We start from the raw sequence: 25,840 nt of genomic DNA on the forward strand, positions 1-25,840 counted from the left end.
TTTTCCTTAATCATTTGATGATGATAAGTCATAGGAGACTCGAAGAATGTCCAATAATATGTTAACGGAAAAGGGAGTCGGAAATAGATGCCTACACATGATAAGCCGTCCCGCAACCGGGGAGAGCTAACATCTAGAACGAGAAGTACAGGCAGTAATGGAAGCAATGGCAGAAGCGGCGGCACTGGCAGAACCAGAAGCAGTGGCGGTGGTAGTGGTAGTGGTAATGGCAGCCCTCGCAATCGCAGTCGCAATCCTGATTTGGTTCGCACTAAACGTAAGTGGTCATGGAAAAAAACTTGGTGGGCGTTATTCTTTGCAACTGCGCTTGCTATATTCGCTGCAGTTGGCGGGTATTTATTCATCTTGCTGAATGGCGAACGATTGATGAAGGAGTACCAGGCGGCCGATATGTTCGAGCTTGCACAAGCATCTACTGTGCTTGATCGTCACGGTAACCAAATTGCGAAGCTTGGAACGAATGAATCGAAACGTGAAATCGTTGAGGAAAATGAAGTGCCTAAGTTGCTGGAGGATGCATTTGTCGCAACAGAGGATCAACGATTCTGGGATCACTCTGGCGTCGATCTCTGGTCGATTGGCCGAGCTATGGTGAGGGATATCATGGCTGGCGGCTTCGTAGAGGGCGGCAGCACGATTACGCAGCAGTTGGCTAAGAATATGTTTCTAACGAGCGACAAGACCTTATTCCGTAAGGCCACTGAAGTTTCAATAGCACTTGCCTTGGAGAATCATTATACCAAGGATCAAATATTGACCATGTATCTGAACCAAATTTACTTTGGTAAAGGCGCATATGGTGTGAAGGCCGCGTCGATCACTTATTTCGGTAAAAGTAATCTTGAGGACTTGGAATTATGGGAAATCGCAACTCTAGCTGCAATTCCTAAGGCGCCTTCACATTACAACCCGATCAATAATCCTGAAAAATCAAAGGAAAGACGAGCGGTTGTATTGCAGCTGATGCACGATCAAGGATATATTTCACAGACCGAAATGGAACAAGCCAAAGCCGTTGATTATGAGCCGGTAGCCACACAAACGGATGAAAATGGCGGAACTAAGAATGATTCAGCTCCATACCAGGCCTTCTTGGACTATATGGTTCAAGAGGCTGAGGAAATGACTGGCTTAACTGAGGATCAGCTTTACCGGGGCGGATACCAGATCACGACTACGGTAGACAGCAATGCTCAGCAAGTGATGTATGAACAATTTAATAAAGACAGTAACTTTGAGGAAAGTAAGGACGATATTAAATCTCAAAGTGCTATGGTCATCACAGACCATTCGAATGGCGCAATTATGGCGATGATGGGTGGACGTGACTATGAGCGCAAAGGCCTTAACCGTGCAACCGTTAAACGTCAGCCAGGCTCGTCCTTTAAGCCGATTATAACCTACGCTCCAGCGATTGAGACAGGTCAGTGGTATCCGTGGTCCACACTTCGCGATGATAAGCAATGCTTCGGCGATTATTGTCCGACAGACTATGGCCGCAACAAATATGTTGGACCTATCGATATGACAACAGCTCTTAAACGATCAACGAACATGCCAGCTGTATGGCTGCTTAATGAAATTGGGTTGAAAACGGGCTATGAATTTGCGAAGAACCTCGGCATTGAATTTGACGATACGGATTACAACTTGTCACTAGCGCTTGGGGGTATGTCGAGAGGTACTACACCGATTGAGATGGCTGAGGCATACAACACATTCGCGAATGGCGGTAAGTTCTATCCAGCTTATACGATTAAGCAGATCGTAGACAAAAAGGGCAACGTTGTATATAAGTACAAGCAGCCTGAACCAAAACAAGTCATGAGCGAACAAACAGCTTATTACATGACACAAATGATGCAAGAAGTAGTCAACAGCGGTACAGGTACGAAAGCACAGATGGATCGTCCAGTTGCAGGTAAGACTGGTTCTACGCAGCATGGAATTCCTGGGTATGAAGGAACGGGCGCGCGTGATTTATGGTTCGTCGGCTATACACCTGAATGGACAGCTTCTGTATGGATGGGCTACGACAAGACGGATCCGGATCATCTTATGACCGGCAGCAGCGGTCAGCCTGCAGAATTGTTCAGTACGATTATGTCACAAGCGCTACGTGGAATTGATGAGAAAGAATTCCCTAAGCCAAGCGGAGTGAAGGAAGAGGTTAAACCGAAGCCTAACCCTGCCGTTACTGGCTTGCAAGGATCCTATTCGGAGAATACGAAGCACATTTCTCTGTCATGGAATCCGGTTGAAGGTGAGGATGTACATTATAATCTGTATCGCAAGTCAAGCACGGAAACGATGTACACTAAAATATTTGCGGATATGCAAGGCACGACTGTAGAAGACATCGGTGTACAACCAGGCGAAACGTATACGTATTATATTACAGCTTCATCTAAGGACACACCTGAGGAATCTCCAAAGTCCAATGAAGTCGTGATTGCCATTCCAACCGAGCTTGAGCCGGAAGTGCCTGTTAAACCGATAGACCCGCCGGTTACAGAGCCTGACGATCCGAATGTACCTGAAGTACCGGATAATGGGGGCGTGCCGGGAGACAACACAGGAGATGGTGATGTATCCAATCCTGATGGAGGTACAGATACCGGAGTGACACAGCCTGGAGGAGGCAATGGTCAGGATAATAATTCTGATATGCCAGCCGACACACAACCAGACGGGGGTAACAATGGGAAAGGCAATGGGCATGGGAACGGTAATGGCAAAGGCAATAAATTAGATCCTGCAGCATAAACCGCTGCATGGCATCTGATGAGTTGTGTTAGATCAGTACCCATTCATGACCGGGAAAACTAAGTTAGACATAATACAAGCTAGAGACGCGCAAATGAAGAGTTGCGCGTCTCTTTGTATAAGGAGATGTCAAGATGAATCAAGCCCAGCATCGGGATACGATGAATGTTGAAGTGGATCAGCGTGGAAAGGCAGCTATTTCACCACGTAAAATACTATTTCGAAAGCTAAAGAACATTGGTTTAGTCCTGCTGTCGCTGTTCATTGTATGGACACTGTATACACAGTGGAAGATAGCTGAAGCTGGAGGTGAAGCGCGTTTGTCAGACCCTGCAGATGTAGGCATCGTCCTAGGTGCTTCTCTCTGGGGTAATGCGCCAAGTCCTGGCTTGAAAGAGCGTTTGGATCTTGTTGTTGAACAATATAATGCTGGACGCTTTGACGATATTATCGTGACTGGGGGATACGATTCGTCGCAGTCTGAGCTGAGTGAGGCCGAAGGCAGCAAGCTCTATCTGATGGAACAAGGCGTACCTGAAGCACGAATCTGGCTGGAGCCCAATTCTACGAGTACGCTGGAAAATTTACAATTTTCCAAATCGATAATGGATGAGCACGACTGGAATACCGCAACGATTATGACCCATAGCTTCCATGGAACGAGGGCACGTGAGATCGCAGAAGCGCTCGATTATGATGCGATCGAGGTCGTAACCGTAAAGAGCAAGGTATTGTCGCCAATCTGGCATCCTATGAGGGAAACGCTAGCATATACAAAATGGAAATGGGACGAGCTGTGGCTCTGATTATGCTCATATCGCCTCCAGTAGAAGAATATGTTGGATAAGACACCTTACGGTTTAAACGAACCGCTAAGGACAGGATTGTCCATGAAGTCGGGAGGGTGAGAGCTATGTCAGTTCGTTCTCAGGCAGCAGGCCACAATAGTTCTATTGAAGCGGAGACTCGTCCGCGTCCGTCAAGACAAATCAACGTCGTGCTTCGGCCATACGAGCCTCCCATCCAAGGTAAAAATGACACTGCTGATAGTAAGCCGTTAGAACAGCTGGATATATCTCAATACAGTTCATTTGCCGAGATACGTAAAGAATTCGATCGATTGATCGGACTCCAGCATATTAAAGATATTGCATTTGAGCTTTATGCTGTCATTCAGATGAAACAACGCCGGGCGGAAGCGGGCTTAGTCAGTGCTTCACAGGTCTATCACATGCTCTTCAAGGGCAATCCCGGTACAGGGAAAACGACGGTAGCTCGAATTATGGCCAAGATGTTTCATCAACTGGGGCTCCTGTCAAAAGGGCATCTCATTGAAGTGGAACGTGCCGATCTCGTTGGCGAATATATCGGCCATACTGCACAGAAGACTCGAGAGCTGATTAAACGATCGATGGGCGGCGTCCTATTCATAGATGAAGCGTACAGTCTTGCGCGCGGAGGAGAAAAGGACTTTGGTAAAGAAGCAATCGATGCGCTTGTGAAGGCGATGGAAGATCATAAGAATCAATTTGTACTTATTCTCGCAGGTTATTCAGATGAGATGGATGAATTGATCTCTACCAATTCGGGATTACCTTCACGCTTTCCAATTCAGATTGACTTTCCCGATTATCAAGTAGATGAGCTCCTGCAAATTGCTGAAACGATGGCGAAAGAGCAGGATTATGTTCTGATGCCGCAGTCCTTAAACGTATTGCGAGAATTAGTATGGGAAGAGAAGCTGCTGTCACCGCATCTGTTCAGCAATGCTCGATATGTCCGCAATATTATGGAGAAGGCGATGCGCAATCAAGCCGTCCGATTGCTGCAGCTGTATCCAATACAATCGCCAGGTAAGTTGGAATTAATGACATTAAGACCTGAAGATTTAAAATATGATCGGAAATAGGGTATACTGGTAGCACAAAGTTTAATTTATGACGACTGGCTGCCTCGATGCTGAATTGTTAGGCAGCACTTAACGTCTCTAGACCGTATACATATCAAAGCGATCTAAAAGGAGAACGAGCACACGGATGCGAACTACGCTGCATAATACGGATACGGATCAGCCAGACCGCGCTGTTCTAGTTACATTGATAACGGATGAGGTCAAACGAAATGGCGTCGACCCTGCCTATTCACTTGATGAATTGGTGCAGCTGGCTGAAACAGCTGGTGTTGAGGTCGTTTCAACGATGACGCAGAATCGAGAAACTCGCGATACAAAATGGTTTATCGGTAAAGGCAAGGTGGAGGAGCTTAAAGCGGTCATGAATGAATTAGACGCGAATACAGCGATCTTCGACCAAGAGCTGTCAGGTGCACAGGTACGCAACCTTGAAGACATGCTCGATGCCAAGATTATCGACCGCACACAGCTCATATTAGACATCTTCGCTCAGCGCGCTAAGACGCGTGAAGGTATTATTCAAGTTGAGCTCGCGCAATTATCTTATTTGCTGCCGCGACTATCAGGGCATGGCAAGAACTTGTCGCGTCTCGGAGGCGGAATAGGGACACGCGGTCCAGGAGAGTCCAAGCTTGAGACGGACCGACGTCATATCCGCAACCGGATTGCAGAATTGAAGCGCCAGCTTGAAGATGTGGTCAAGCTTCGCAACCTGCACCGCGCGCGCCGGAAGAAGAATGGTGTCATTCAAGTGGCGCTAGTCGGCTATACGAATGCAGGCAAGTCAACGATGCTGCACCAGCTGACAGAAGCCGAAGTGTTTGTTGAGAATCAGCTATTTGCCACATTGGATCCAACTTCCCGCATATGGGAGCTTCCGAATGGCAAGGAGGTTGTGCTCACAGATACGGTCGGATTCATTCAAAACCTGCCTCATGATCTAGTCGCAGCCTTTCGCGCGACACTCGAGGAAGTGAACGAAGCAGATCTCATTCTGCATGTTGTAGATGCTTCCTCACCTATGAGAGATGATCAGATGCGAGTCGTTGCTGACATTCTGCAGCAGCTTGGAGCAGGTGCGAAGCCGGAGATTGTGCTATACAATAAGAAGGATCTATGTGATCAGGAACAGCGTCAATTGCTGCCGTTGGATGCGAGTCATTTTCTGATCAGCGCTTATGATGAATCGGATCTGGTAAAAGTGAGCGAAGCAGTTCAGACGCAGTTGATCGGTCATACGATCACCTATCGAATCCCAGCTTCGCGCGGTGATCTGCTAGCACTCATTCATCGTATAGGTGAAGTGCTGGAGCAGGACACGGACGCAGAAGATATGATCGTGAAAGTCCGTTTAAATAAATCAGACGCAGAGATTCACGGCTATAAGCTCAAAGGATATGAGCAGTCTGGAGCCTATAAAGTAATGAATCAACAAGAATAGGTATGATCTATTGAACAAGGTAAGCTGTATGGGGAGCTCCTGAAGAGGTAGGTCACATTAACAACAAGCAAATACAAGGGGAAACGAACGAACATGAATATTTCAGAACAACTGCTTAAGCTTGCTAAAGAAATAGAAATGAAAATTTCAAGCCAGGTTGAACATATTGAGCATATTGCAGAACGCAATCAATGGAAGGTTATTGAGGCATTTCAGCAGCATCAAGTAAGCGACTACCATTTTGCGGGTTCTACTGGATACGGCTATAACGATAGAGGACGAGAAGTGTTGGATGAGGTGTATGCGTCGGTATTTAAGGCTGAGGCAGCACTGGTTCGTCCACACTTCGTATCCGGTACGCACACGATATCTACTGCCTTATTCGGAGTTCTACGACCAGGGGATGGCTTATTGTATATCACAGGCAAGCCTTATGATACGCTTCACAAGGTTATTGGTGCGAACCAAGATGGTACAGGATCCCTGCGTGATTGGGGGATATCCTATGATGACGTGCCGTTGACTGCCGATGACGAAGTGGATTGGGACGCTGTAGCAGCGGCGATTCAACCAAATACGAAGGTAATTGGTATTCAACGCTCGCGTGGTTATGACTGGCGAGCGTCTTTCACTGTAGAGCAGATTGGGGCTATGGTTGCTAAGGTTAAGCAATTAAAATCGGATGTTATTGTGTTTGTAGATAATTGCTACGGTGAATTCACGGAGCTTCAGGAACCGACTGAAGTAGGTGTTGACCTGATTGCGGGATCGTTAATTAAAAATCCTGGTGGTGGCATAGCGCCGACCGGGGGCTATATCGCGGGAAAACGCGAGTACGTGGATCAAGCGTCCTATCGATTGACGGCGCCAGGCATAGGCGGCGAAGTGGGGTCCATGCTTGATGCGACACGAGCGATGTACCAAGGACTATTCTTAGCACCAACTACCGTTGGACAAGCGGTACGAGGAAGTGTGTTTGCCGCTGCGCTGTTTGAAGCGCTGGGCTTCCAATCTTCCCCGCATTGGACAAGCCCGCGGACCGATCTGATTCAAGCGATCCGTTTTACATCAGCAGAACATCTTATCGCCTTCGTTCAAGGTGTTCAGAAAGCATCGGCAGTAGATTCGCATGTTGTGCCAGAGCCATGGGATATGCCAGGCTATGAACATCCTGTTATTATGGCGGCGGGCACCTTCATCCAAGGTGGAAGCCTGGAATTGTCGGCGGATGCGCCAATTCGTGAGCCGTATACGGCCTATATGCAGGGCGGATTAACATATGCACATGCTAAGCTGGGCGCTCTACAGGCGCTGCAGACGATGGTAGATCGTCAGTTGCTAGATTTGTAATAGCTTACTGTCGCGTCATTGTGTGCACAATCAAAGTGCATTTTTAGTAAATATATAATGAACTTGTTAGTTTATCTAACATCTGTTGACATGTTTAGTTCCGAAAGATAAAATAGTGGTAACATGGATTACCAGAAGAAAGGTTGATGAGCGATGGGAGATGAGATCCGCAGAAATATGGCGTTGTTTCCAATCGGCATTGTCATGAAACTCACAGACTTGACTGCTCGTCAGATCCGTTATTATGAACAGCATGAGTTAATTATGCCGGCTCGTACCTCTGGAAATCAGCGCTTATTTTCGTTCAATGATGTTGAGAGATTGCTAGAGATTAAGACACTCATCGAGAAAGGCGTAAACATAGCTGGCATTAAGCAGGTACTTAATCCAGTATTGAGAGAATCTGAAGAAGCAACAGTCATTAGTAAAGAGTTCGAACAGAAGCGTAAGGACTTGGATGACAAAGCGCTTCATCAGATGCTGAAGCAACAGTTAATGACCGCTAAGAGACCGGGACAAGTCTCTCTTATACAAGGCGAGCTGTCTCGTTTCTTTAGGAAATAAGCATTGATATGGATAAAAGGAGTGTTCTGCGTGGGTTACAGTAAAGAAGATATTATTCGCATTGCCAAAGAGCAAAATGTTCGTTTCATTCGACTTCAGTTCACAGACTTGCTCGGAACGATCAAAAACGTCGAGATTCCTACTAGCCAGCTTCAAAAGGCTTTGGATAACAAAATGATGTTTGACGGATCTTCTATCGAAGGCTATGTTCGTATCGAAGAATCGGATATGTATCTCGTTCCGGATCTGGATACTTGGGTCATCTTCCCTTGGGTACAAGAAGATCGCGTAGCACGCATGATCTGTGATGTTTATATGCCGGATGGAACACCGTTTGATGGCTGCCCGCGCGGTATCTTGAAGAAAGCACTGAAGGAAGCGGAAGCGATGGGCTTCACTTCAATGAACGTAGGTCCAGAACCGGAATTCTTCTTGTTCAAGACAGATGAGAAGGGTAACCCTACGATGGAACTGAACGACCAAGGCGGATATTTTGACTTGGCTCCAACAGACCTGGGTGAGAACTGCCGCCGTGAGATCGTATTGAAGCTGGAAGAGATGGGCTTCGAGATTGAAGCTTCTCACCACGAGGTGGCTCCAGGTCAACACGAGATCGACTTCAAATATGCAGATGCAATCAAGGCTGCTGACCAGATTCAAACGTTCAAGCTCGTTGTTAAGACGATTGCTCGTCAACACGGCTTGCATGCGACATTTATGGCGAAACCGCTATTCGGCTTGTCCGGTTCCGGTATGCACTGTAATACATCCCTGTTCAAAGGCAACGAGAACGCATTTGTCGATGAGAAGGATTCACTCGGTCTCAGCGAAGACGCTCGTTTGTTCATGGCTGGTGTATTGAAGCACGCACGCGGCTTAGCTGCAATAACTAACCCAACTGTAAACTCTTATAAACGCCTTGTACCTGGATATGAAGCACCTTGTTACGTAGCATGGTCTGCTAGTAACCGCAGCCCGATGATTCGTATTCCATCTTCACGCGGCTTGAGCACACGTATCGAAGTTCGTAATCCAGACCCTTCTGCTAACCCATACTTGACATTGGCAGTGATTCTGAAGGCTGGTCTTGATGGAATCAAGAACAAGATTACTCTTCCAGCTCCAACTGACCGTAACATCTATGTTATGAGTGAAGAAGAGCGCGTCGCAGAAGGAATCCCAAGCCTTCCATCCAGCTTGAAAGAAGCGCTTGAAGAGCTTATGCGTGATGAGGCGATGTGCGAAGCTTTGGGCGAGCATGCGCTGCAGCATTTCGTTGAGTTGAAGGAAATCGAATGGGATATGTACCGCACCCAAGTGCACCAATGGGAACGCGACCAGTACATGTCATTATATTAATCCATTTAACCCCTAGAGCCGGAAGGCTGCTAGGGGTTTATTTTTGGATATATCAACTTTTCATTAAACCAATGATTGACAGGAGAGCTTATCCGTAATATATTTAGGTTAATTGACAAGCAATGGAATTGATAACTTGATAGTTATATTTATTTAAGCGAAGCACGCTGAGAACCCCATAGGGGATCTCGGCGTTTTTTTGTGTTTTCACGGCATGAGAGATGCTAATTATTCTTAAGGAAAGGAATGAGGTGTGATGTATAGCTGGTTCGCTAGGCTGCCGCGAGTCATAAGGCTCTTAATCGTTTTACTCCTATATATCGCTGTGTATGCTGGACACGTTGCGATCGTAAACCTCTATATTCATCGCTTTTCTGAACAAGTGGATACGAAGGAGGTTGTCGTAACGGTAAGAGACATGCCCATACATTCCGTTATCACAGAAAACGATATTGCTGTGAAGCGGATTAGATTAGCCTCGCTTGTTCATGAGGTCATCACGGATCCTGCTGAAGTAATCGGGAAGGAAACTCAGACATCTATGAGCACGAATGAACAATTTAGCCCATTAAAGATTAACACCGTTATTAAAAACGAAGGCGAGATGATACTTGAGATTCCGACAGATTGGGTGCTTTCATTTCCAAAATCATTAAGAAGAATGGACAAAGTAGCTTTTCTCCCAGTCCGTAAGGTGGACGAAGTAAGGAGCAGTGATTTGAGTCGTAGCGATCAGCTTGAACATGCGTCGGATGTAAATGCTGATCAAGCATTAGCTCAAGCACAAGCCGAACAACAGCACAATGCCTATCTAAAAGAGGCAGAAAATATCCTCAATGGGATTACTGTTGCTTATTTTAAAGACAACTCTGCTAACGAAGTGACGGATTCAATTAACAAGGAAAGTAATGAGAGTACACCGCGTCTGCGAGCGACCAATATCGGAGCGAGATTAGAGGTAGCGATGACGCCTCAGCAGTGGGAGCTGCTGGATCATCTGCGACAGTACAATTATAGATTTGTAATTAGTTACGAGTAGGGAGGAAATGCAGTGAAGAAGCTGTTGTTTATCGGGAATGACCCCATGCTGATTGAAGAATATAAACGAATGAATCCAGATCATGAGATAACGATGATGCGATCGGAAGAGACGGTTTATACTGACAGCAATTTTGACATGATCTTAGCGTCGGATCGAGAGGTCCAACCCATGAACTTGATCCAATTAAAACAGAAGCATAGCGCTAGCCGTTGTTTTTATTTAATTTCAAACAGTCTAAATACCTCTATTACCGAGAACAAAATCGCTGCATGTCAGCAGCATGGTGTAACTCCCATCCATCCTAAGCAAACAAACAGTCAAATTGTGGAGCAAATACGAGGTGAATACAAGAAGGATAATAGTCGTCGAAATGTTTGTGCCATCCTCGGTACCCACTCACAGGTTGGCGTGACTTCTGTCAGCTTGAACTTAGCGAAGCAGTTAGCCTCGTCGGAGCGAACAGTGTGTATATTGGGACTCAATCAATATAATCCGGGATCTTATTTCATATCAGATTATACGGGCCAAACATTAGATGAACTATACACGCAGATGGTGGATAATCGTCTAGGCATCAGCCCTACTGAAATCGTACAGGCCACCCATTATGACAAAGAACGAAAGTTCTACTTTCTTGCGGGAAATCAGGATTTTTCTAAGCGAGGGTATTACAAGTCGGAGGATATTGAACATCTAATTGCAATTGTTGCTGAACAGTTTGATATTGTGCTGTTGGATACAGGATTCTCTCCGTGTAATAACTTGACACTGCAAGGTTTGTTCAATGCTGATGTTAAGCTGCTAGTTGCATCTCAACAGCCGCTATCAATCAAGATGTGGGACCAGATGAACCGAGATATTTTGAAGCTTGTAGGGATATCAGTGGATGAGTTCATGCTTGTCGTTAATCGATATATGTCTGATCTGCCGATGGAGGCGCCGTTATTGCAGAAGGCTATGGGAATTCCGGTGACAGCAACCATTCCTGACTTTGGAGTCGAAGGCGTGATCTGTGAGATGGAGAAAACACTCCTGCTTGAGAGTCGTGACAAGAGAATCAGAAGAAAAGCAGAATTAAGCTATGAACAGCTTGCAAACGCTGTGCAAGAACGTTTATTGGGAACCAAGTCGACCCTTGTAAAGGAGAAGCAGGGGATATGGAACAGACTAGTATCATAAATAATTCCGCATGGGGCTGGCGTGATCGTCAGTTCGTGATTCGCGATTATTTAGAAGAACGTCAGGTAGTGAAGTTGGGTGCTGTTAAGCTGAATACGGCTATCCAATTTGATCAATCTACTATGTTTAACAAGGTTAATAAAATGATCATCGAACACTTTACAGATCGCTTTGAACATAGCAAGGAATCCGAGAAGAAGTTTTGGCTCAGCAGACAGCATGAAGCAATTATTGGTGTTAATTCCGCTATAGATTGGTTCAAGCGTGAAATAGAAGAATTTCTGCGTAAAAATGGTTTGTTAGGTTCTCATTATCCACCCTATTATTCGGATGTCGTCGAGGCTGTGTATCAAGAAACGTATGGGCTAGGCCCCATATCGACATGGTGGAAGCATGAGCATTACACCAACTCACAGGCTGCTCGAATAATTGGAGTTCATATTTACTTTGAAATCTCTGGACAACAGGAAGAGCTTCAAGAGATCTGCTATCAGAGTGAAGCAGATGTGCTTCGTGTAGCTAAGCAATTAAGCCTACGTAACCCAACTACTTCTCTAAATGGACACAATCCATCACTACAGATCGACATGGCAGACGGCACGCGCGTGACGATCATCATACCTCCTTGGTCCGTGAAGCCGATGATCATTTTCCGCCATTATACGATCAAAAAAGTCAGCCTGGAAGATATCGCTTCATACGGGACGTATCCGATAGAATTGGTAACTATTCTGCGTGCGATTGCGAAGGGGCGAGGGACGACAATGCTATGCGGTCCGGTTAAGAGCGGAAAGAGCACATTGTTGTCAGCTATGATTGCAGAGCGTCAGACGTACGACAGGATGATGATTATTCAGAAGGATTTTGATGAACTTAAAACTTCCTTCTACTATCCGAAGCATGCTGTGATGGAGCTAATCATGACGCAGTCGAATCGATCACAAATATTTGATCTGATCCTTAGATCGGATTATGAGTATATCGTAGTCGGGGAGATGAGGTCGCTTGAGGCGGAGATCTTCTTGAAGTCTTGTGAACGCGGGCTTCCTGGAGCATTGACGACTTATCATACTTCGGACCCTGCTGATATTCCGTCGCAGTTGGCGGATGTTGTTATTGAAGAACAGCCAAGCAAGTCGCATCAAGTACAATGGCAGCGTGTAGCTAAGAATGTTCATTTCGCAGTCGTTATGGAAGAGTTGAAGGATCGGAGTAAGCGTCTGAGTCAGCTGACGGTATTTGACTGGAATGCGGCTACGAGACAATTTCAAACTTGCGATCTTGTTAAATGGAATGACAAAGCTATGGCATGGACTTATTCAAGCCACATTCCTGAACGTGTTCTCACAATTTTGGAGAAGTATGCGCCTGCTGAAACGAAGCGAATGCAATCGCTGTTATTGCAATTGGCGACTCATTTCCCGCATAACAAGGGGGAGTAAGATATGAACTTTACCCTAATACTAGAGCGAATTCGAGAGAATCTTGATCTGATTATACGAACGGTCTTGGTTGCTGGTGTACCTATCCTACTTTTGTATTGGCTGGGTCATCGAGTCTTTCCGATCTCGAAGGTATTTAAGCCTGTTCGATTGAAAGGCTATTTCAGTTATGCGGTTGCTGTGAAGAAGACGAAGCGGGATTCAAGATGGACTAGGCATCTTATCCTGCTATTGCGTTCGATATCTGGGGGGCAGGAACAGGATGATCATCTGCTGCAGCGATTTATCAATGTGACTGTGGGAGTATTTATGATGACTTATATCGGATATGGATTCTGGATCAGTGTTAGCAGCGGTGACTATAAGTGGTCGAATCTATTGGATAGATGGGCTTTGATTATTTCGCTGATGGCCAGTTTCATTCCATATTGTGTGATGCGATTGAAGCTGCATCGGATTCGAGTGAAGAACAGCTATGACTTAGTTCCGGCAGTCAATACCTTGTTGTTGAAATATACAGAGTATCGAGGGAATTTGTACTATGCGGTCTTCGAGACGTCCAAAGGGCTCCAGGGTGACATTCTGAATGCATTTATGGGCTTACTCCCTGCGCTGCAGGGCTCGGCGAGTACAACTATAGAAGATGCTGTGGAGCTGTTCATGTATCGTATCAAGACAACATGGTCGATCCAGTTAGGCATTCTCATCCATAAATCTGAAGATCAGGGAGATAACATCGAAATGGGGCTTCGCTGGCTGATCGCGGATATGAGTGAGGTCGCTAAGATTACTGAAGAGATCAAGTCGGAGAATAGAGAAATTATTCAAATGGCCTACTTCCCAGCGTTTCTATTGCCAGCTGTCATTTATTTGAATCAGTATCCGTCGATGGGCAAGTCTTGGCATTATTATTTTCAAACTACAATGGGTATTCGGATGATCATCTTCACTCTATTGTTTACGTTGATCTGTGCATTAGTGGCCTATATGATTCAGAAACCGCGAAATGAGGTGTAACTCGTGGCTGATCGTATCATCTTATTCTGGTTGTACGTCCTTCCAGCCATTCCGGTTCTGTACCTGTTGTACATGCTGCGTAAAGCTCTTATTCCAAGAAGGGTATCTATTTATTCGCAGATGCGGCATTACTTTGATATGAGAAAAGCGGATGTAATTGCTCATTATCAACGTCAAGACATGCACAGTCTGTTTGAAGAAGCGGGATTGATAGCGAAAGGGATAACACCTGCCAGATTTCGAATTGTAAGAGATCTTCTATTCGTAGTCTTGGTAGTCGGACTGAACGTTCGGTATGTTGCCAACGTACAACAAGGGTATCCGATTGCGGTGCTTGTCGTGTTGTTAACGGTTTATCTCATGCTTCATCTTCATGAGTCCTTTCCCATTCGTTATGTGTTGTTGGGCTTGAAGAGCAGGCATGACAGGCTTAAAAATACGGAGATCTTTATTCTTCAACAACTTATCTCTAACGAATATGCGGACCCCCATACATCAAAGCAAAATGTATACCACATGTTTCTATACCTTCGGCAGTTTCTAACTTACACACGACCGGCTGTTGATCGCTTTCTAGAGCAATATCCGCTGGACCCGCACAACAAGGAGAAGGCCTTTAAGAGCTTTGCTGTCATAGTTGGGACGAAGGAAGCAGAGTCGTTAGCAGAGATTCTATATCAAGTAGATCAGTCTTCGCCAGAGGAGATCCATGAGATATTAACCAGACGGTATGAGGAACTTAAGAAGAAAAGACAAGAAATTTATCGCGGAACGATGAAAGATCGCGGAGTAGTTGCCTATGTACTGACCTTTTCAGGCGTCATGATGGTCATTATTTGCGGCCTGTTCGTTTATTACTTGGAGTATCAAGATATGATGAACGCGACATATAACTTGAACTGAAGGAGCAGAGTCTGTGAAAGAAATCATGATCAAAATATTGCTCATAGCCTTAGCTCTGTCAGCTATTATGCTATTGATCGGCAGTTCATCGGGCGTATGGGGTGACAGTGAAACGATACGGGATCGTTCGCATTCGAGTGTAAATGGCAACTTGGCTCCACCGCCTTAATTCCTGTCATTTATCATGATGATTTGAGATGCTTTAAAGGAGGTGAGCAAGTTGAAAGATGTCATCATCAAAATATTGTTGATTGCGATCGCTCTATCAGCGTTCACGTTCTTCGTGGCAACTGGAATATGGGGCGACAGTAACACAATCGATGGACGTAAAGATAAGGAAGTATCTAATGCTATTATTCCACAAAATTAGTTCACATGAGGGTATCTATATGAAGTCCGTTATGGTGAAATTGATCATTCTAGCTCTGATTTGCTCCATGTTTACGGTATTTATCTTCTCTGATCTATTTGTATCCGCTAAGAATTCGAACTCCAATATTTCTCGGCAATTACGCCAGAGCAATCTCCCATAATGACAAGCAATCTGGAAGGTGCGAGTAATAAATGAAGGAAGTCATTGTGAAGCTGCTCCTGATCGCCTTGGCCATTTCCTGTTTAACTGCGATAGCAATTCCGACTGTTTGGCAGGATGGAAAAGATACGAAGAATAGAACACAGGAATATTATTTTAACATGTTTCAGTAGGGGGTGAAGGGGGATTGGTGGGCCAAGCTATTCCCCCGATACTTATGAAGCAGGCGATAACACTGCTGTTGGTATTTCCATTCATGGTATTCTTTATGTTTCAGCCATTTTTGAATGAAGTGGTTCATATGCGTGGAATCATTCTGGAGAATGCTGCCCATAAATATGCTAAGCTCGCTGCTAGAGAAGGGTATATGTCCCCGATGCTGTTGAATGAACTGAAAAGCGATCTAAAAGGACTTCATATTAATACTTCGAAAGTCTCGATTACAGGTTCAACGGATGTTCGAGATATTAGGGGTTCTTATATTCAGGTTACAGTTGAGTATCCAATCGGCAGCATGTTTATTCTGATGAATTGGTTTGGACGCGATGCTTCGACTGGAACGTATAAATATACCGCTATGGAGATGTCAGAATACATTCCTTAATTGGAGAGAGGTCAACCTATGAAGTGGGCAATATTCCTCCTGTTTACTTCTGCTATATGTGCGATGCTATGGATGTGGCAGGTGGATAATCATATAACTGAAACGGCATATATACGGTTGAAAAATGGACTAGATCGGGCAACTCACGACGCAGCATTGCAGATCAATTACGATGAACTGGCTCGTAACGGACGGATTGTTTTTACTGATGAATTAAATGATGCTCTGTTGCAGTCGTTGCGGGATAATTTGAAGCTTGATGAAAGGAATATGCCAGTCGCTCCAAATATGTTTCGATCGTCGGATGTATTGCAGATCCTTCATGTTGAAAAAATTGAGACGGGATGCCCAGGAAGTACGATAGGATTTCCTTGTATTTATAGGAATAGTAAATATGACTATGTAGACTCCATAAGAGGACCAAGTGTAGTCGCCATTATCTCGATGAGGCACCCGCGACCATTTGCTTTCTCGGCTGATTCGTATTTTATAGTTGGGAGTGCACATGAATATGTAGGTTTTTAGGCATGTCGCTATATGAAACAATTTGTCAAAATATAAGCAGGTTTGTGTAATTTATGAATTATTAATAGTGGAATACATGATATACTCTAAACATTAATGGTTAAAAATACCTATTTGACTGAGGGGGAGTTTGAATGCGTATTCGTGGTTTGATGATGTGTGTTCTTGTAAGTATGGTGAGTCTGATACTGTTACCTTCATCTAATACATATGCGAGTGAGGAATTCAAGGATACTGCTAATCATTGGGCTAAGAGTGCGATTGTTCAAGCTGCTGAGGAACGACTGCTTACGGGTTATGAAGATGGTACCTTTAGACCAAATGCTTCGATTAGCAGAGCAGAGTTTACAGCGATTGTTGCTCGATTGCTAGAGTTGCAGGCTGGATCTAGTGAGTCTACAGCATTTGAGGATATTGCAGGCAATTGGGCTGAAGGAGCTATTTCATCTGCTGTACAAGCTGGTGTAATTGTTTCTAGTGAGTTTGGTAGTAAGTTCGAACCAACTAAAGCGATCACTCGTCTTGAAATGGCCAAGATGATCGGTAGAAGCTTGGCATTACAAGCGGATTATGAACTATATCTCGAAAGCTTCAAGGGCTTGTATAACGGAGATATTCCAGTAACGGATTGGAAGAAGATCAAGGCCGAGGATGTACCACTGGTGGGATTAGCTTATGGAAGTGGTGTGATCGGGGGATATCCTGATGACTCGTTTGGTTTGGATAAGAATGCGACAAGAGCTGAGGCTACGGTGATGCTGCTTATATTGAAAGATGCGAAAGGTAAGAATCCAGAGGAGTTTATGGCGTTGAAGGAATTGAAGGCGGTAGCCGAAACGGGGACGAACTTATCAGCTGTAGTGGACAGATCATGGGTACACCGAGATATAGTGAAGGAACCTGTATTGATCGATCACCCTAATTACTCAGCAAAAGTAAAGAGAGTGTATATTGTACCAACACGTAACGATGTAACTCAGAGTATTTACCATAAAAAGTTTATAGGAGATCACTCAAAATCAGAAAGACCTGCAATGTTCGAAGGAACAGAAGGGCGTGCAGTTGCGATAGCTGAAGTGACGCCTAAGTATTCTGGGGGTAGTTGGGATATTATTAGAAGTCTAAAGTTCGCTAGAGCAGGAAATCCAGTAAATATGGACATAGCAAAGAAATTTAACTATATAGATCCTACGACTAATGGAGATCATCTGGCAGCTAAGGGAATAACAGAAGAGTGGGCATTCTATGGTGTATACAACAGAGATGAGTTTGAAAATCTAAGACTACTGGCTGAGAACGCGACAAAAGGTTCGCATACGTACTTATATCAGTTCTTGAAGTGAGGGTGAGGGGAATGAGAAAAATAACAGGAATATTTCTGTTATTATTGTTCGTATTTCAGCTATTTGAGCCGTTAATTTTTTTAGGATATCAGAATGTATCAGCTACGGGCGTCCCGACATCATCTAGGAATATAGTATTAACTAATGAGACTACTCCGAATCCGGGGTACTACTGGTGTCAGCGATACAATGGAGACTGGCAAACTGACAGCTTTGACGGGTATAAGAGCAGACCGAACGATGGAGGGCAGCCTAAGTATACTACTGAAAGACTTTCAGTAAAGGCGGAGACATCTCCTCCAAACAATAATTGGGCAGGTAAGAATGCTCAAGGAGTAAGTGTTAGCTACAATTTAGAGCAGGTAGTCGACCCTAAAATTAAGGGCAAACCTACGCCCGGATATTGGATAGATCCAAAAATTAACGGTACTGTAGATGAAGTAGACGGGAACAAGATTAAATTTTCAGGAATGTCGGGTAAAGGTGTATTAGGGCAAGCATCGCCACCGAATCAAGCGAACAGTATATGTGGTCACATGCCAGGATATATTTACCCATTTCCGATAGACGTTGATTGGATAGGTCACATACCACTATCAATCGAAATCGAACCTACAGCTAAGTCTATCGCAATCAATGAAAAAGTAAATCTTAAAGCAACAGCAGTATGGGGATACAAGAGTGGTACGAAGCGTGAAGCTATTCCAAACGCAGAATTAAAGTGGACTTCTGAAGTACCTCAGAAAGTCACTGTAGATTCAAACGGAGTAGCGACAGGTGTTGCTCCAACTGGATCAACTCCTGCAAATGTTGTTGTGTACTGGGAAAAATGGGACTTAACAATCGCTGCTAGAATTACTGTTAATGACGACGGTACTCCGACTGGCGACTTTGATCCAGTTCCGAACAAGATCCCGTACGGAGATACATTCAATTTAGTCCCTAAGAACATCAACATCCCCTCAGGTAAGACCCTCAAATCGATTACATACAAAATCTACAACCCTTCACGCACTCAGCACACAGAATTTACAACCGGAACCATAACTAACGTCACAATTGACGCCTCGAAATATCCCCACTTTATCGAAGACAAAGAACAATCCTATCCCATTGATATGTTCGTCACGGATTCTAAAGGGCGAGTCTCACCAACTGTAACTAAAAACGTTCAGATTACCAAAAGAGGTGTACCCACTGGCGGTGGGATCACGGGTGACTTTGAAATCACTCCATCAAAGATCAAGTATAGGGATACCTTCAATATTGTTCCTAAAGATATTAAACCGATTGATTCTTGTACGTATATCAGTCATGTATATAAGATCGATCGGCAAGGATACGAGATCACAACGAGTCCTGTTAGAGGCATGAATACAAAAAACACATATGAGTACGCGAACTATCCTCCGAACATTGGAGTAGGGTACCATGATGTATACATGAAGATTTACAGCAGCTGCGGAGAAACAGAGTGGATCGGACCAAAGCCGTTGATCATTGAGGATAACGGTAATAACACTCCACCAGTGATTAAGATCGGGTTTGTTGATCCAGCCGAGCCAACAAAGAGGTTAACTCAAGTAGTTCAAGGAACTACTCTTGACTTGGTGAATATCTATGACGGATCGATTCCAGTGCCGTATGATGCGGAAGGAGACGAGATAGAGTTTCTAGGCTTCGATTTCTCCAGAAGTACGCCGTGGGGGAAAACAATCCCTTCTATATCCACCCAAGGGCTTGAAGCCTATCACGGCATCTATATGGGAACACTCGGTGTACATCGGGTGGATGCAACAGCGAAGGACGCATTTGGCGGCTTAACCACAGCGACCACCTATATTAATGTCATCCCAGCCAATCCGATACCAGTTATTGAATGTCCACCGGAGGTAACAGCAAACAAACCGTACAATGAGGACTTATTTTCAAGTAAGTACAGCTATTCTCCGAAGAAATACGGAAGGATCGATCATGCTAGGGATGAATGGTTGGATAAGCTGCTGGTATTTAAAAATGAAACAGACGAAGTCATAGACGTTAAGGTAGGCCTGCATGTTTATGATACGGACGGTTTAAAATCGTCAGATCCAGCCTATTGTACAATCAAGGTGAAGCCCGACACGCCGCCTATTGCTAAGCTTGACGTTCCATCGTTCGCTTTACGTTATGATGGCGTATCCATCGTTAATAATTCATACACAGTAGATGGTGCCCCAATTGTTGCAGCTGAGTACAAGTATAAATATGATCGTTTAAATAACGGTTTTGAAGATGATGCTTGGCAGGCGATATCGGAAACCAATATCAAGGGATTCGAGTTTTCAGCACCAAAGGTAGGCAAATACCTGTTTTATACGAAGGTAACTAAAGAAGGCGGACGTGTTGCAGATACTTCTGCGGTAGATGAATCAACTCTAACACTTAATGTCATCAATAGGGCACCTGAAGTTAGCTTCGATCTGTCTGGTGTGAATAAGCAGCCTCCTATCGATAATTCAACGGTATTTTCTACATCGGAAATATACAATTGGGATTTAAAACAAACGAACTCCAATAAAAACATGTATGTCGATAAAAGCGAATCGTGGGAAATTAGGGATGGCATGTTGAACTCAAAAGAAGCTAAAAACTTCTATACAGGGGCACCATCGACGTTGAGTTCATATCAAAAAACGATTCTTGGACCGCATGATATTAACTATCAATATTTTGATCTGAATACCAATTTAGGTCTAGGAAATAACAGTATATCTCCATACAAAGCCGTAGACCCTACAAAACCTTATCGAGTCACACGAATTCTAGATACTTATGGAGGATTAAAGCATCTGGAGGTTCACGGTAAATACGCATTTTATGTAATCGATAAGGGTTATTCATATCACTATGATAGCTACTTATATATTACAGAGCTGAGTAAAATTCCTGATGTTGAACAGGGCTTAGTAAACGGATCTTGGGGATGGAGATACAAGGACGCATATAACCCATTAAAAATTGGACCGTATGTTGATTCTTACGAGAAATACGATGTAACCGATAACTACCTTTACATTTATAACTACTATAACAATGGGGATTCAACATCGAGATGGACGCTTGTTTATGACTTGGATACATTCACTCAGATATCAAGAATAAACCATGATAAGGGGTCAAAATATAAGGTAGAAGACGGGAAGTTGCACTACTATACGATTGACTCTACTTATGTAGGTAGTAAATGGATCTATAAATTAACAACATGGTACTACGATATACACGGAAATAAACAGAATATAAAAGTAAGTGAGCATAATTTTTACGAGGAGGCGCGAAGTCTCGTTGGAACTGATGATAAGGGTGATAGAGCCAGACCTGAAATACCAGCATTGAACGGATATGAAAAGGTTAAATATAAAGAACAAAATTTGGGAAAGGATATTTATGGAAACACGTATTATTTATCTGGCTATCCTGATTACCCCCCAACTGGATATGAGGATATACGGATGAATATGAAGTTTAGAGAGCCTGAAGTGATCAAAGTAGGTAAGGACAATAAAACGATATGGAAAACGGCAATTCCGTATCGATATTGGGGAGATGCCATAAATCTAACTTGTGAGGTCGATAACGGTCTAGGACTCACTTATAGCGGACATTGTCGGGGAATAAACATGGCATACGATTTAGCAAGTGATACGATAGCCTTCACAGACTATTATTCACCAGGCAACTGGGGATTAGAGATGAGAACGATAACTATCAATGTTAAATCTGGTGCTATTATCGGCAATACTGCCACAGCGCCGGAAGATTCCATTTGGGCTTATAACGGTGCAATGTATGATATTAATGGACGGTACTACGGAAACTTAGGTGGGGGAAACAAAGGAGGGGCGACTGTAACGGTAGAGAATGACAAAAACACATTTGCGTCAACTCTACATAAAGACCCAACTCAATATGTGCCTATTGCAGATGGCATAGGATTACTGATGTACCAGAAATATTATGGAGATTCATCATCAACTACACTATATTATGAACCTGAAATTATCATTGGAGAGCCGACAAGCAAGCCCAGACAAATTCAATCGTTCACTAGCGGTCAGTTTTTTAGTCCTATCGATGTATCGGATGTAGAGATGAAATTTAACTTTAAATTAGATAACAAAGATAAGGATAAAGAACGTTTCGGATTCTCATTCCGAATGCAAGGACCGTTAAATAAGTACGCGATAGAATTTGATACGACGAATGTTTATCTCATGAAATATGTTAATGGCGTTGGCCAATCTATTAAACTAAGCAACTTCCCAGTACAGGATAACAAGACTTATAGTGTTAGGTTAAGAACGGTTGGAGATAAGATCGAGCTCTATATTAATAATATTCCTTACTTCAGCATTACAGACGGAACATATAAAGACGGTGCATTCGGATATTTCTCAAATAAGTCATACGTGAACTTTGGTGCATTGTCGATCAATCCAATCGAGGCCGATGTAGTGGAGTGGATGGACAATTATGCGATCTGGGAACCTTCTGGAACTAAAGCAGAACTGAAATACGAGAATATTAACTTCGATGATCCGGAAAAGGATCCTATGGCGGGAAAATTCGCTTGGAGCTATAAGCACATGCCGATGTTTTTACGTAACCAAGGAGTGTCCAGCTTGGATGGTAAGTCCTTCGAATCGACGCAGCTGACCTTTGATAAAGTCGGGCGTTATGTCGTGAGCTTAAAGGCTAAGGACGATCCACATCCTGAATACCTGTATCCAGACAACAGATTCAATGAATATCGAATGGATTCAAACGAATTCGTGAATCAAATTATCGTCCATCGTCGGCCTGTAGCAAAGTTTCAAGTTTCGCAGCAAGCTGATGGTATGATCAATTGGAATGATGAGAGTTACGATCCTGACAGATGGATGAGTCCAACAGAAATTAGTAAAGACAATACAAGCATCGATTATGCGCAAACACGAGGAATATTGGAGAGAAAATATTACTACATTTCACCAACGGGTAAAGTCGTTAATGCGAAGTTAACTGCACCGCAGGAAAAGGGAATGTACGAGATAGGATTGTCCGTCAAGGATGAATACGGTGCTTGGTCGCAATGGGCTGTAAACCATATTGATGTTGGTGTGACCATAGCAGATAGTCCCCCTGTTCCTGGATTCATTCCAGATCCGGTTACGACTTATCGGAATGTAGACGTAAGCTTTCAATCGACAGCTTATGATAAAGAGGATGGGAATTCTCTAAATCTCGATCACAAATATTATATAAGTAACATGAGTGATGGAAAAGAATCGTTAGCAAGTGCAAAGCGCGACATTTGGTACAAACAATTCACGACACTTGGTACATTTAAGATAAGACAGGTTGTAACGGATTCTAGTAATCAATCAGCAGAGACGTCTAAGACGGTCCAGATCATAAACCGTGTACCTGTAGCGAATATTAGCTATCCAGATAGTACAAATCAAACAAAGCCGACACTGGTAGATACGTATACTCCGACGATTACTTGGACTTACACAGATGCTGATCTAGATCCGCAAACGAAGTTTGAAGTAGAAGTGTACAAATATGGAGGAATCTTGGCTCAGACTTCGGGGATCCTGAACGGTAGTTCGCAAGGCTGGAAGGTGCCAGCTGCGCTTCAGGACAAGACAGATTACTATGTCGTTGTTCGTGTATTTGATGGGTATGAATGGGGACAAAGCGCTCCGAAATACATGAGAATACATGTCAACAGCCCACCAGTAGCGAATTTTGATTACATGCCAAAACCACCGTATGAGGGCGATACCGTTCGATTCAGCAATAAGTCTACAGATCCTGATGGAGATCCGATGACTTACAAATGGCAAATGAGCGGTCCCAATCTTCGATACCAATCATCTGAAACGAATCCGACAGTTAGTTGGATCACTCCGGGAATTTACATGGTTACCTTAACAGCGTCAGATGGAACCGAAGAACACAGTATAACGAAGCAGATAGAAGTACTGCCGCTCGGCATACAAGGACAAGTACTGCATACGAAGGAATGGCTGAATCATTTGCAGAAGTGGAACGAAGCGAATCCTGATAAACAACGATCGCTGAATACTTTTTGGGCAGGAGAAAGCTTTGAATTGGTTGCAAAGCCAACGGTAACAGGTACCGCAACCACAGCTGTGAGCATCAAGGTATATGCGGAGCGTATCGGTCAGGTTCAGCTTACTAAGCTTAGTGAGGCATTATGGACAGGATATATTGCTTATGACAATACGTCCACCGAATTAGCAATGCTAGCTGATGGGGAGTATACATTTGTATTTACCGTAACGTATTCCAATGGAGTCCAAAAGACAACCAAAGTTCCGATCAACATCTTAGGCAACTGGGATGAATACTTCCGCTTCCATAGAAGCTTCTAAAGAAAAAGCCTCGCATGGTTCTCATTATGAGTACCAGCGAGGCGTTTTCTTTATCCGTGCAAGTGGGTTAGTGAAGATCACGGAACAAACCGACAACCTTGCCAAGTATGGTAACATGATTCAAACGAATCGGTTCCATCGTGGAATTCTCAGGCTGCAAGCGGATATGATCTTTCTCTTTGTAAAATGTCTTGACAGTAGCTTCGTTATCTTCCGTCATGGCAACGACGATATCTCCGTTGTTAGCAGTTTGCTGCTGACGCACGATAACGTAGTCACCGTTATGTATGCCAGCTTCGATCATGCTCTCACCGTGAACATTAAGCATGAATACCGTATCATCCTCACGAACCATGTCTAACGGAAGCGGGAAATAATCCTCAATGTTCTCAGTTGCCAGGATAGGTTCACCAGCTGTAACCTTACCGACAACAGGTACTCGTGCGATCGCGTGATTGAAGTTCGAATCTTCTCCGACCATATCTTGGCTGCTCAGAAGCTCGATAGCGCGCGGCTTAGTTGGGTCGCGTCGAATGAAGCCTTTCTTCTCGAGCCGATCCAAGTGACCGTGAACTGTTGAACTGGATGCGAGTCCGACTGCCTCGCCAATCTCACGTACAGAAGGCGGGTAGCCTTTCAATCTAACTTCAGTGCGTATAAAATCAAGGATCGCTTGTTGACGACTGGAAATCTTAGACAATAGAATCAACTCCAATGAGTGCGCTTTTGATTAATTATACCATAGAACGACCGTTCGTACAAACGTAAGTTCTAAACTTCAAGATAGATTCTGTTAACGGAGTAAATGGAAACTTTTCTCGATTTATCAATTGTGAGTATGTTGTCTGTTGCGGTTATAGCAACCAAGAAAATAGATCTCAGCAAAATAGAGAACGCTTGTTCTAAATTTATGTTGACTCAAACAAGTGTTCGTGTTAAATTAAGAACAGAGAACAGAACACACGTTTGGAGGACTGGTTAATCATGATGTATACAACTTATCGATCGATATATGCTAGAAGCACTACCAAACAACAACAAGCGAAGTCACGAGCTTTTCGTTCACGCAGAATGCGCCGCGCAGCTCTTCTAATGACATTATTTATAGGATTATGTTTTACGTTTACCAGCATCGTACAAGCATGGACTGGAGAAACAGATGCCGCCGTAGAAGCGGGTATACAAGTCGAGAGTGTCATTGTTCAGCCAGGTGATACATTGTGGGGTATCGCAGCAGCTTATCTTCCTGCTGACAACAATTATGATATTCGGGAATACATACAAGATATAATGAAGCATAATGGAATGAAAGCAAGCAATTTACAGGCCGGTGACGTAATCGAAGTACCGTTACTTGTTTCTAATTAATCATTTATATATTTCCTTATATATGATGCTCATTATGTGATATAGAA

Annotated in this window: 22 protein-coding genes; 21 read left to right on the forward strand and 1 reads right to left on the reverse strand. The window is 43.9% G+C overall.

What is annotated here, in order from left to right; all coding sequences use genetic code 11:
• Positions 1–87 precede the first annotated feature (87 nt).
• The 20 genes from ACXX53_RS06320 (at position 88) to ACXX53_RS06415 (ending at position 24,425) form a co-directional block, all read left to right on the forward strand.
• Entirely contained in the window at positions 88–2,787 is a 2,700-nt protein-coding gene (locus tag ACXX53_RS06320; RefSeq protein ID WP_458567783.1) for a PBP1A family penicillin-binding protein, read from the forward strand.
• Between the two features lie 134 nt (positions 2,788–2,921).
• Complete coding sequence (locus tag ACXX53_RS06325; protein WP_458567784.1) at positions 2,922–3,593, forward strand: YdcF family protein; 672 nt, start codon at positions 2,922–2,924, stop codon at positions 3,591–3,593.
• 107 nt (positions 3,594–3,700) lie between these two features.
• Positions 3,701–4,696, forward strand: a complete 996-nt coding sequence (locus ACXX53_RS06330) for an AAA family ATPase (RefSeq protein WP_458567785.1) — start codon at positions 3,701–3,703, stop codon at positions 4,694–4,696.
• A 127-nt stretch (positions 4,697–4,823) separates the two neighbouring features.
• Complete coding sequence (hflX, locus tag ACXX53_RS06335; protein ID WP_458567786.1) at positions 4,824–6,140, forward strand: GTPase HflX; 1,317 nt, start codon at positions 4,824–4,826, stop codon at positions 6,138–6,140.
• Positions 6,141–6,233: 93 nt separating this feature from the next.
• Complete coding sequence (locus ACXX53_RS06340) at positions 6,234–7,490, forward strand: methionine gamma-lyase family protein (RefSeq protein ID WP_458567787.1); 1,257 nt, start codon at positions 6,234–6,236, stop codon at positions 7,488–7,490.
• Between the two features lie 153 nt (positions 7,491–7,643).
• Positions 7,644–8,054, forward strand: a complete 411-nt coding sequence (locus tag ACXX53_RS06345) for a MerR family transcriptional regulator (protein ID WP_458567788.1) — start codon at positions 7,644–7,646, stop codon at positions 8,052–8,054.
• Between the two features lie 30 nt (positions 8,055–8,084).
• Positions 8,085–9,413 (forward strand): type I glutamate--ammonia ligase, encoded by a 1,329-nt coding sequence (gene glnA, locus ACXX53_RS06350; RefSeq protein WP_458567789.1) that lies wholly within the window; start codon positions 8,085–8,087, stop codon positions 9,411–9,413.
• A gap of 256 nt (positions 9,414–9,669) precedes the next feature.
• Positions 9,670–10,452 carry an SAF domain-containing protein gene (locus ACXX53_RS06355; protein ID WP_458567790.1) on the forward strand — a complete coding sequence of 261 codons (783 nt, stop codon included), beginning with the start codon at positions 9,670–9,672 and terminating at the stop codon, positions 10,450–10,452.
• Between the two features lie 12 nt (positions 10,453–10,464).
• Positions 10,465–11,634, forward strand: coding sequence for an AAA family ATPase (locus ACXX53_RS06360; protein ID WP_458567791.1), 1,170 nt, complete (start codon positions 10,465–10,467; stop codon positions 11,632–11,634).
• Positions 11,613–13,076, forward strand: coding sequence for an ATPase, T2SS/T4P/T4SS family (locus ACXX53_RS06365; protein WP_458567792.1), 1,464 nt, complete (start codon positions 11,613–11,615; stop codon positions 13,074–13,076). Before ACXX53_RS06360 ends, ACXX53_RS06365 begins: the two co-directional genes overlap by 22 nt.
• A 3-nt stretch (positions 13,077–13,079) precedes the next feature.
• Positions 13,080–14,093, forward strand: a complete 1,014-nt coding sequence (locus ACXX53_RS06370; RefSeq protein ID WP_458567793.1) for a hypothetical protein — start codon at positions 13,080–13,082, stop codon at positions 14,091–14,093.
• A 3-nt stretch (positions 14,094–14,096) separates the two neighbouring features.
• Positions 14,097–14,996, forward strand: a complete 900-nt coding sequence (locus ACXX53_RS06375) for a hypothetical protein (protein ID WP_458567794.1) — start codon at positions 14,097–14,099, stop codon at positions 14,994–14,996.
• A gap of 13 nt (positions 14,997–15,009) precedes the next feature.
• Complete coding sequence (locus ACXX53_RS06380; RefSeq protein WP_458567795.1) at positions 15,010–15,165, forward strand: hypothetical protein; 156 nt, start codon at positions 15,010–15,012, stop codon at positions 15,163–15,165.
• 51 nt (positions 15,166–15,216) lie between these two features.
• The gene (locus ACXX53_RS06385; RefSeq protein ID WP_458567796.1) at positions 15,217–15,366 is read left to right on the forward strand and encodes a hypothetical protein; all 150 of its coding nucleotides are present in this window, start codon (positions 15,217–15,219) and stop codon (positions 15,364–15,366) included.
• 19 nt (positions 15,367–15,385) lie between these two features.
• Positions 15,386–15,529: a hypothetical protein gene (locus ACXX53_RS06390; RefSeq protein ID WP_458567797.1), complete on the forward strand. Its 144-nt coding sequence runs from the start codon at positions 15,386–15,388 to the stop codon at positions 15,527–15,529.
• A gap of 31 nt (positions 15,530–15,560) precedes the next feature.
• Positions 15,561–15,701, forward strand: a complete 141-nt coding sequence (locus ACXX53_RS06395; RefSeq protein WP_458567798.1) for a hypothetical protein — start codon at positions 15,561–15,563, stop codon at positions 15,699–15,701.
• Between the two features lie 44 nt (positions 15,702–15,745).
• Positions 15,746–16,132, forward strand: a complete 387-nt coding sequence (locus tag ACXX53_RS06400; protein WP_458567799.1) for a hypothetical protein — start codon at positions 15,746–15,748, stop codon at positions 16,130–16,132.
• Between the two features lie 18 nt (positions 16,133–16,150).
• Positions 16,151–16,657 (forward strand): hypothetical protein, encoded by a 507-nt coding sequence (locus ACXX53_RS06405; RefSeq protein WP_458567800.1) that lies wholly within the window; start codon positions 16,151–16,153, stop codon positions 16,655–16,657.
• Between the two features lie 134 nt (positions 16,658–16,791).
• Positions 16,792–18,000: an S-layer homology domain-containing protein gene (locus ACXX53_RS06410; RefSeq protein ID WP_458567801.1), complete on the forward strand. Its 1,209-nt coding sequence runs from the start codon at positions 16,792–16,794 to the stop codon at positions 17,998–18,000.
• An 11-nt stretch (positions 18,001–18,011) separates the two neighbouring features.
• Positions 18,012–24,425 carry a PKD domain-containing protein gene (locus ACXX53_RS06415; protein WP_458567802.1) on the forward strand — a complete coding sequence of 2,138 codons (6,414 nt, stop codon included), beginning with the start codon at positions 18,012–18,014 and terminating at the stop codon, positions 24,423–24,425.
• A 67-nt stretch (positions 24,426–24,492) separates the two neighbouring features.
• Here ACXX53_RS06415 and lexA read toward each other — a convergent pair whose 3' ends face one another.
• Positions 24,493–25,125 carry a transcriptional repressor LexA gene (gene lexA / locus ACXX53_RS06420; RefSeq protein ID WP_458567803.1) on the reverse strand — a complete coding sequence of 211 codons (633 nt, stop codon included), beginning with the start codon at positions 25,123–25,125 and terminating at the stop codon, positions 24,493–24,495.
• Positions 25,126–25,409: 284 nt separating this feature from the next.
• On the opposite strand from lexA, the gene ACXX53_RS06425 reads away from it, so the two are divergent.
• Positions 25,410–25,793 carry a LysM peptidoglycan-binding domain-containing protein gene (locus ACXX53_RS06425; RefSeq protein WP_458567804.1) on the forward strand — a complete coding sequence of 128 codons (384 nt, stop codon included), beginning with the start codon at positions 25,410–25,412 and terminating at the stop codon, positions 25,791–25,793.
• The last annotated feature ends 47 nt before the right edge of the window (positions 25,794–25,840 follow it).

This window comes from Paenibacillus marinisediminis (assembly GCF_054343325.1).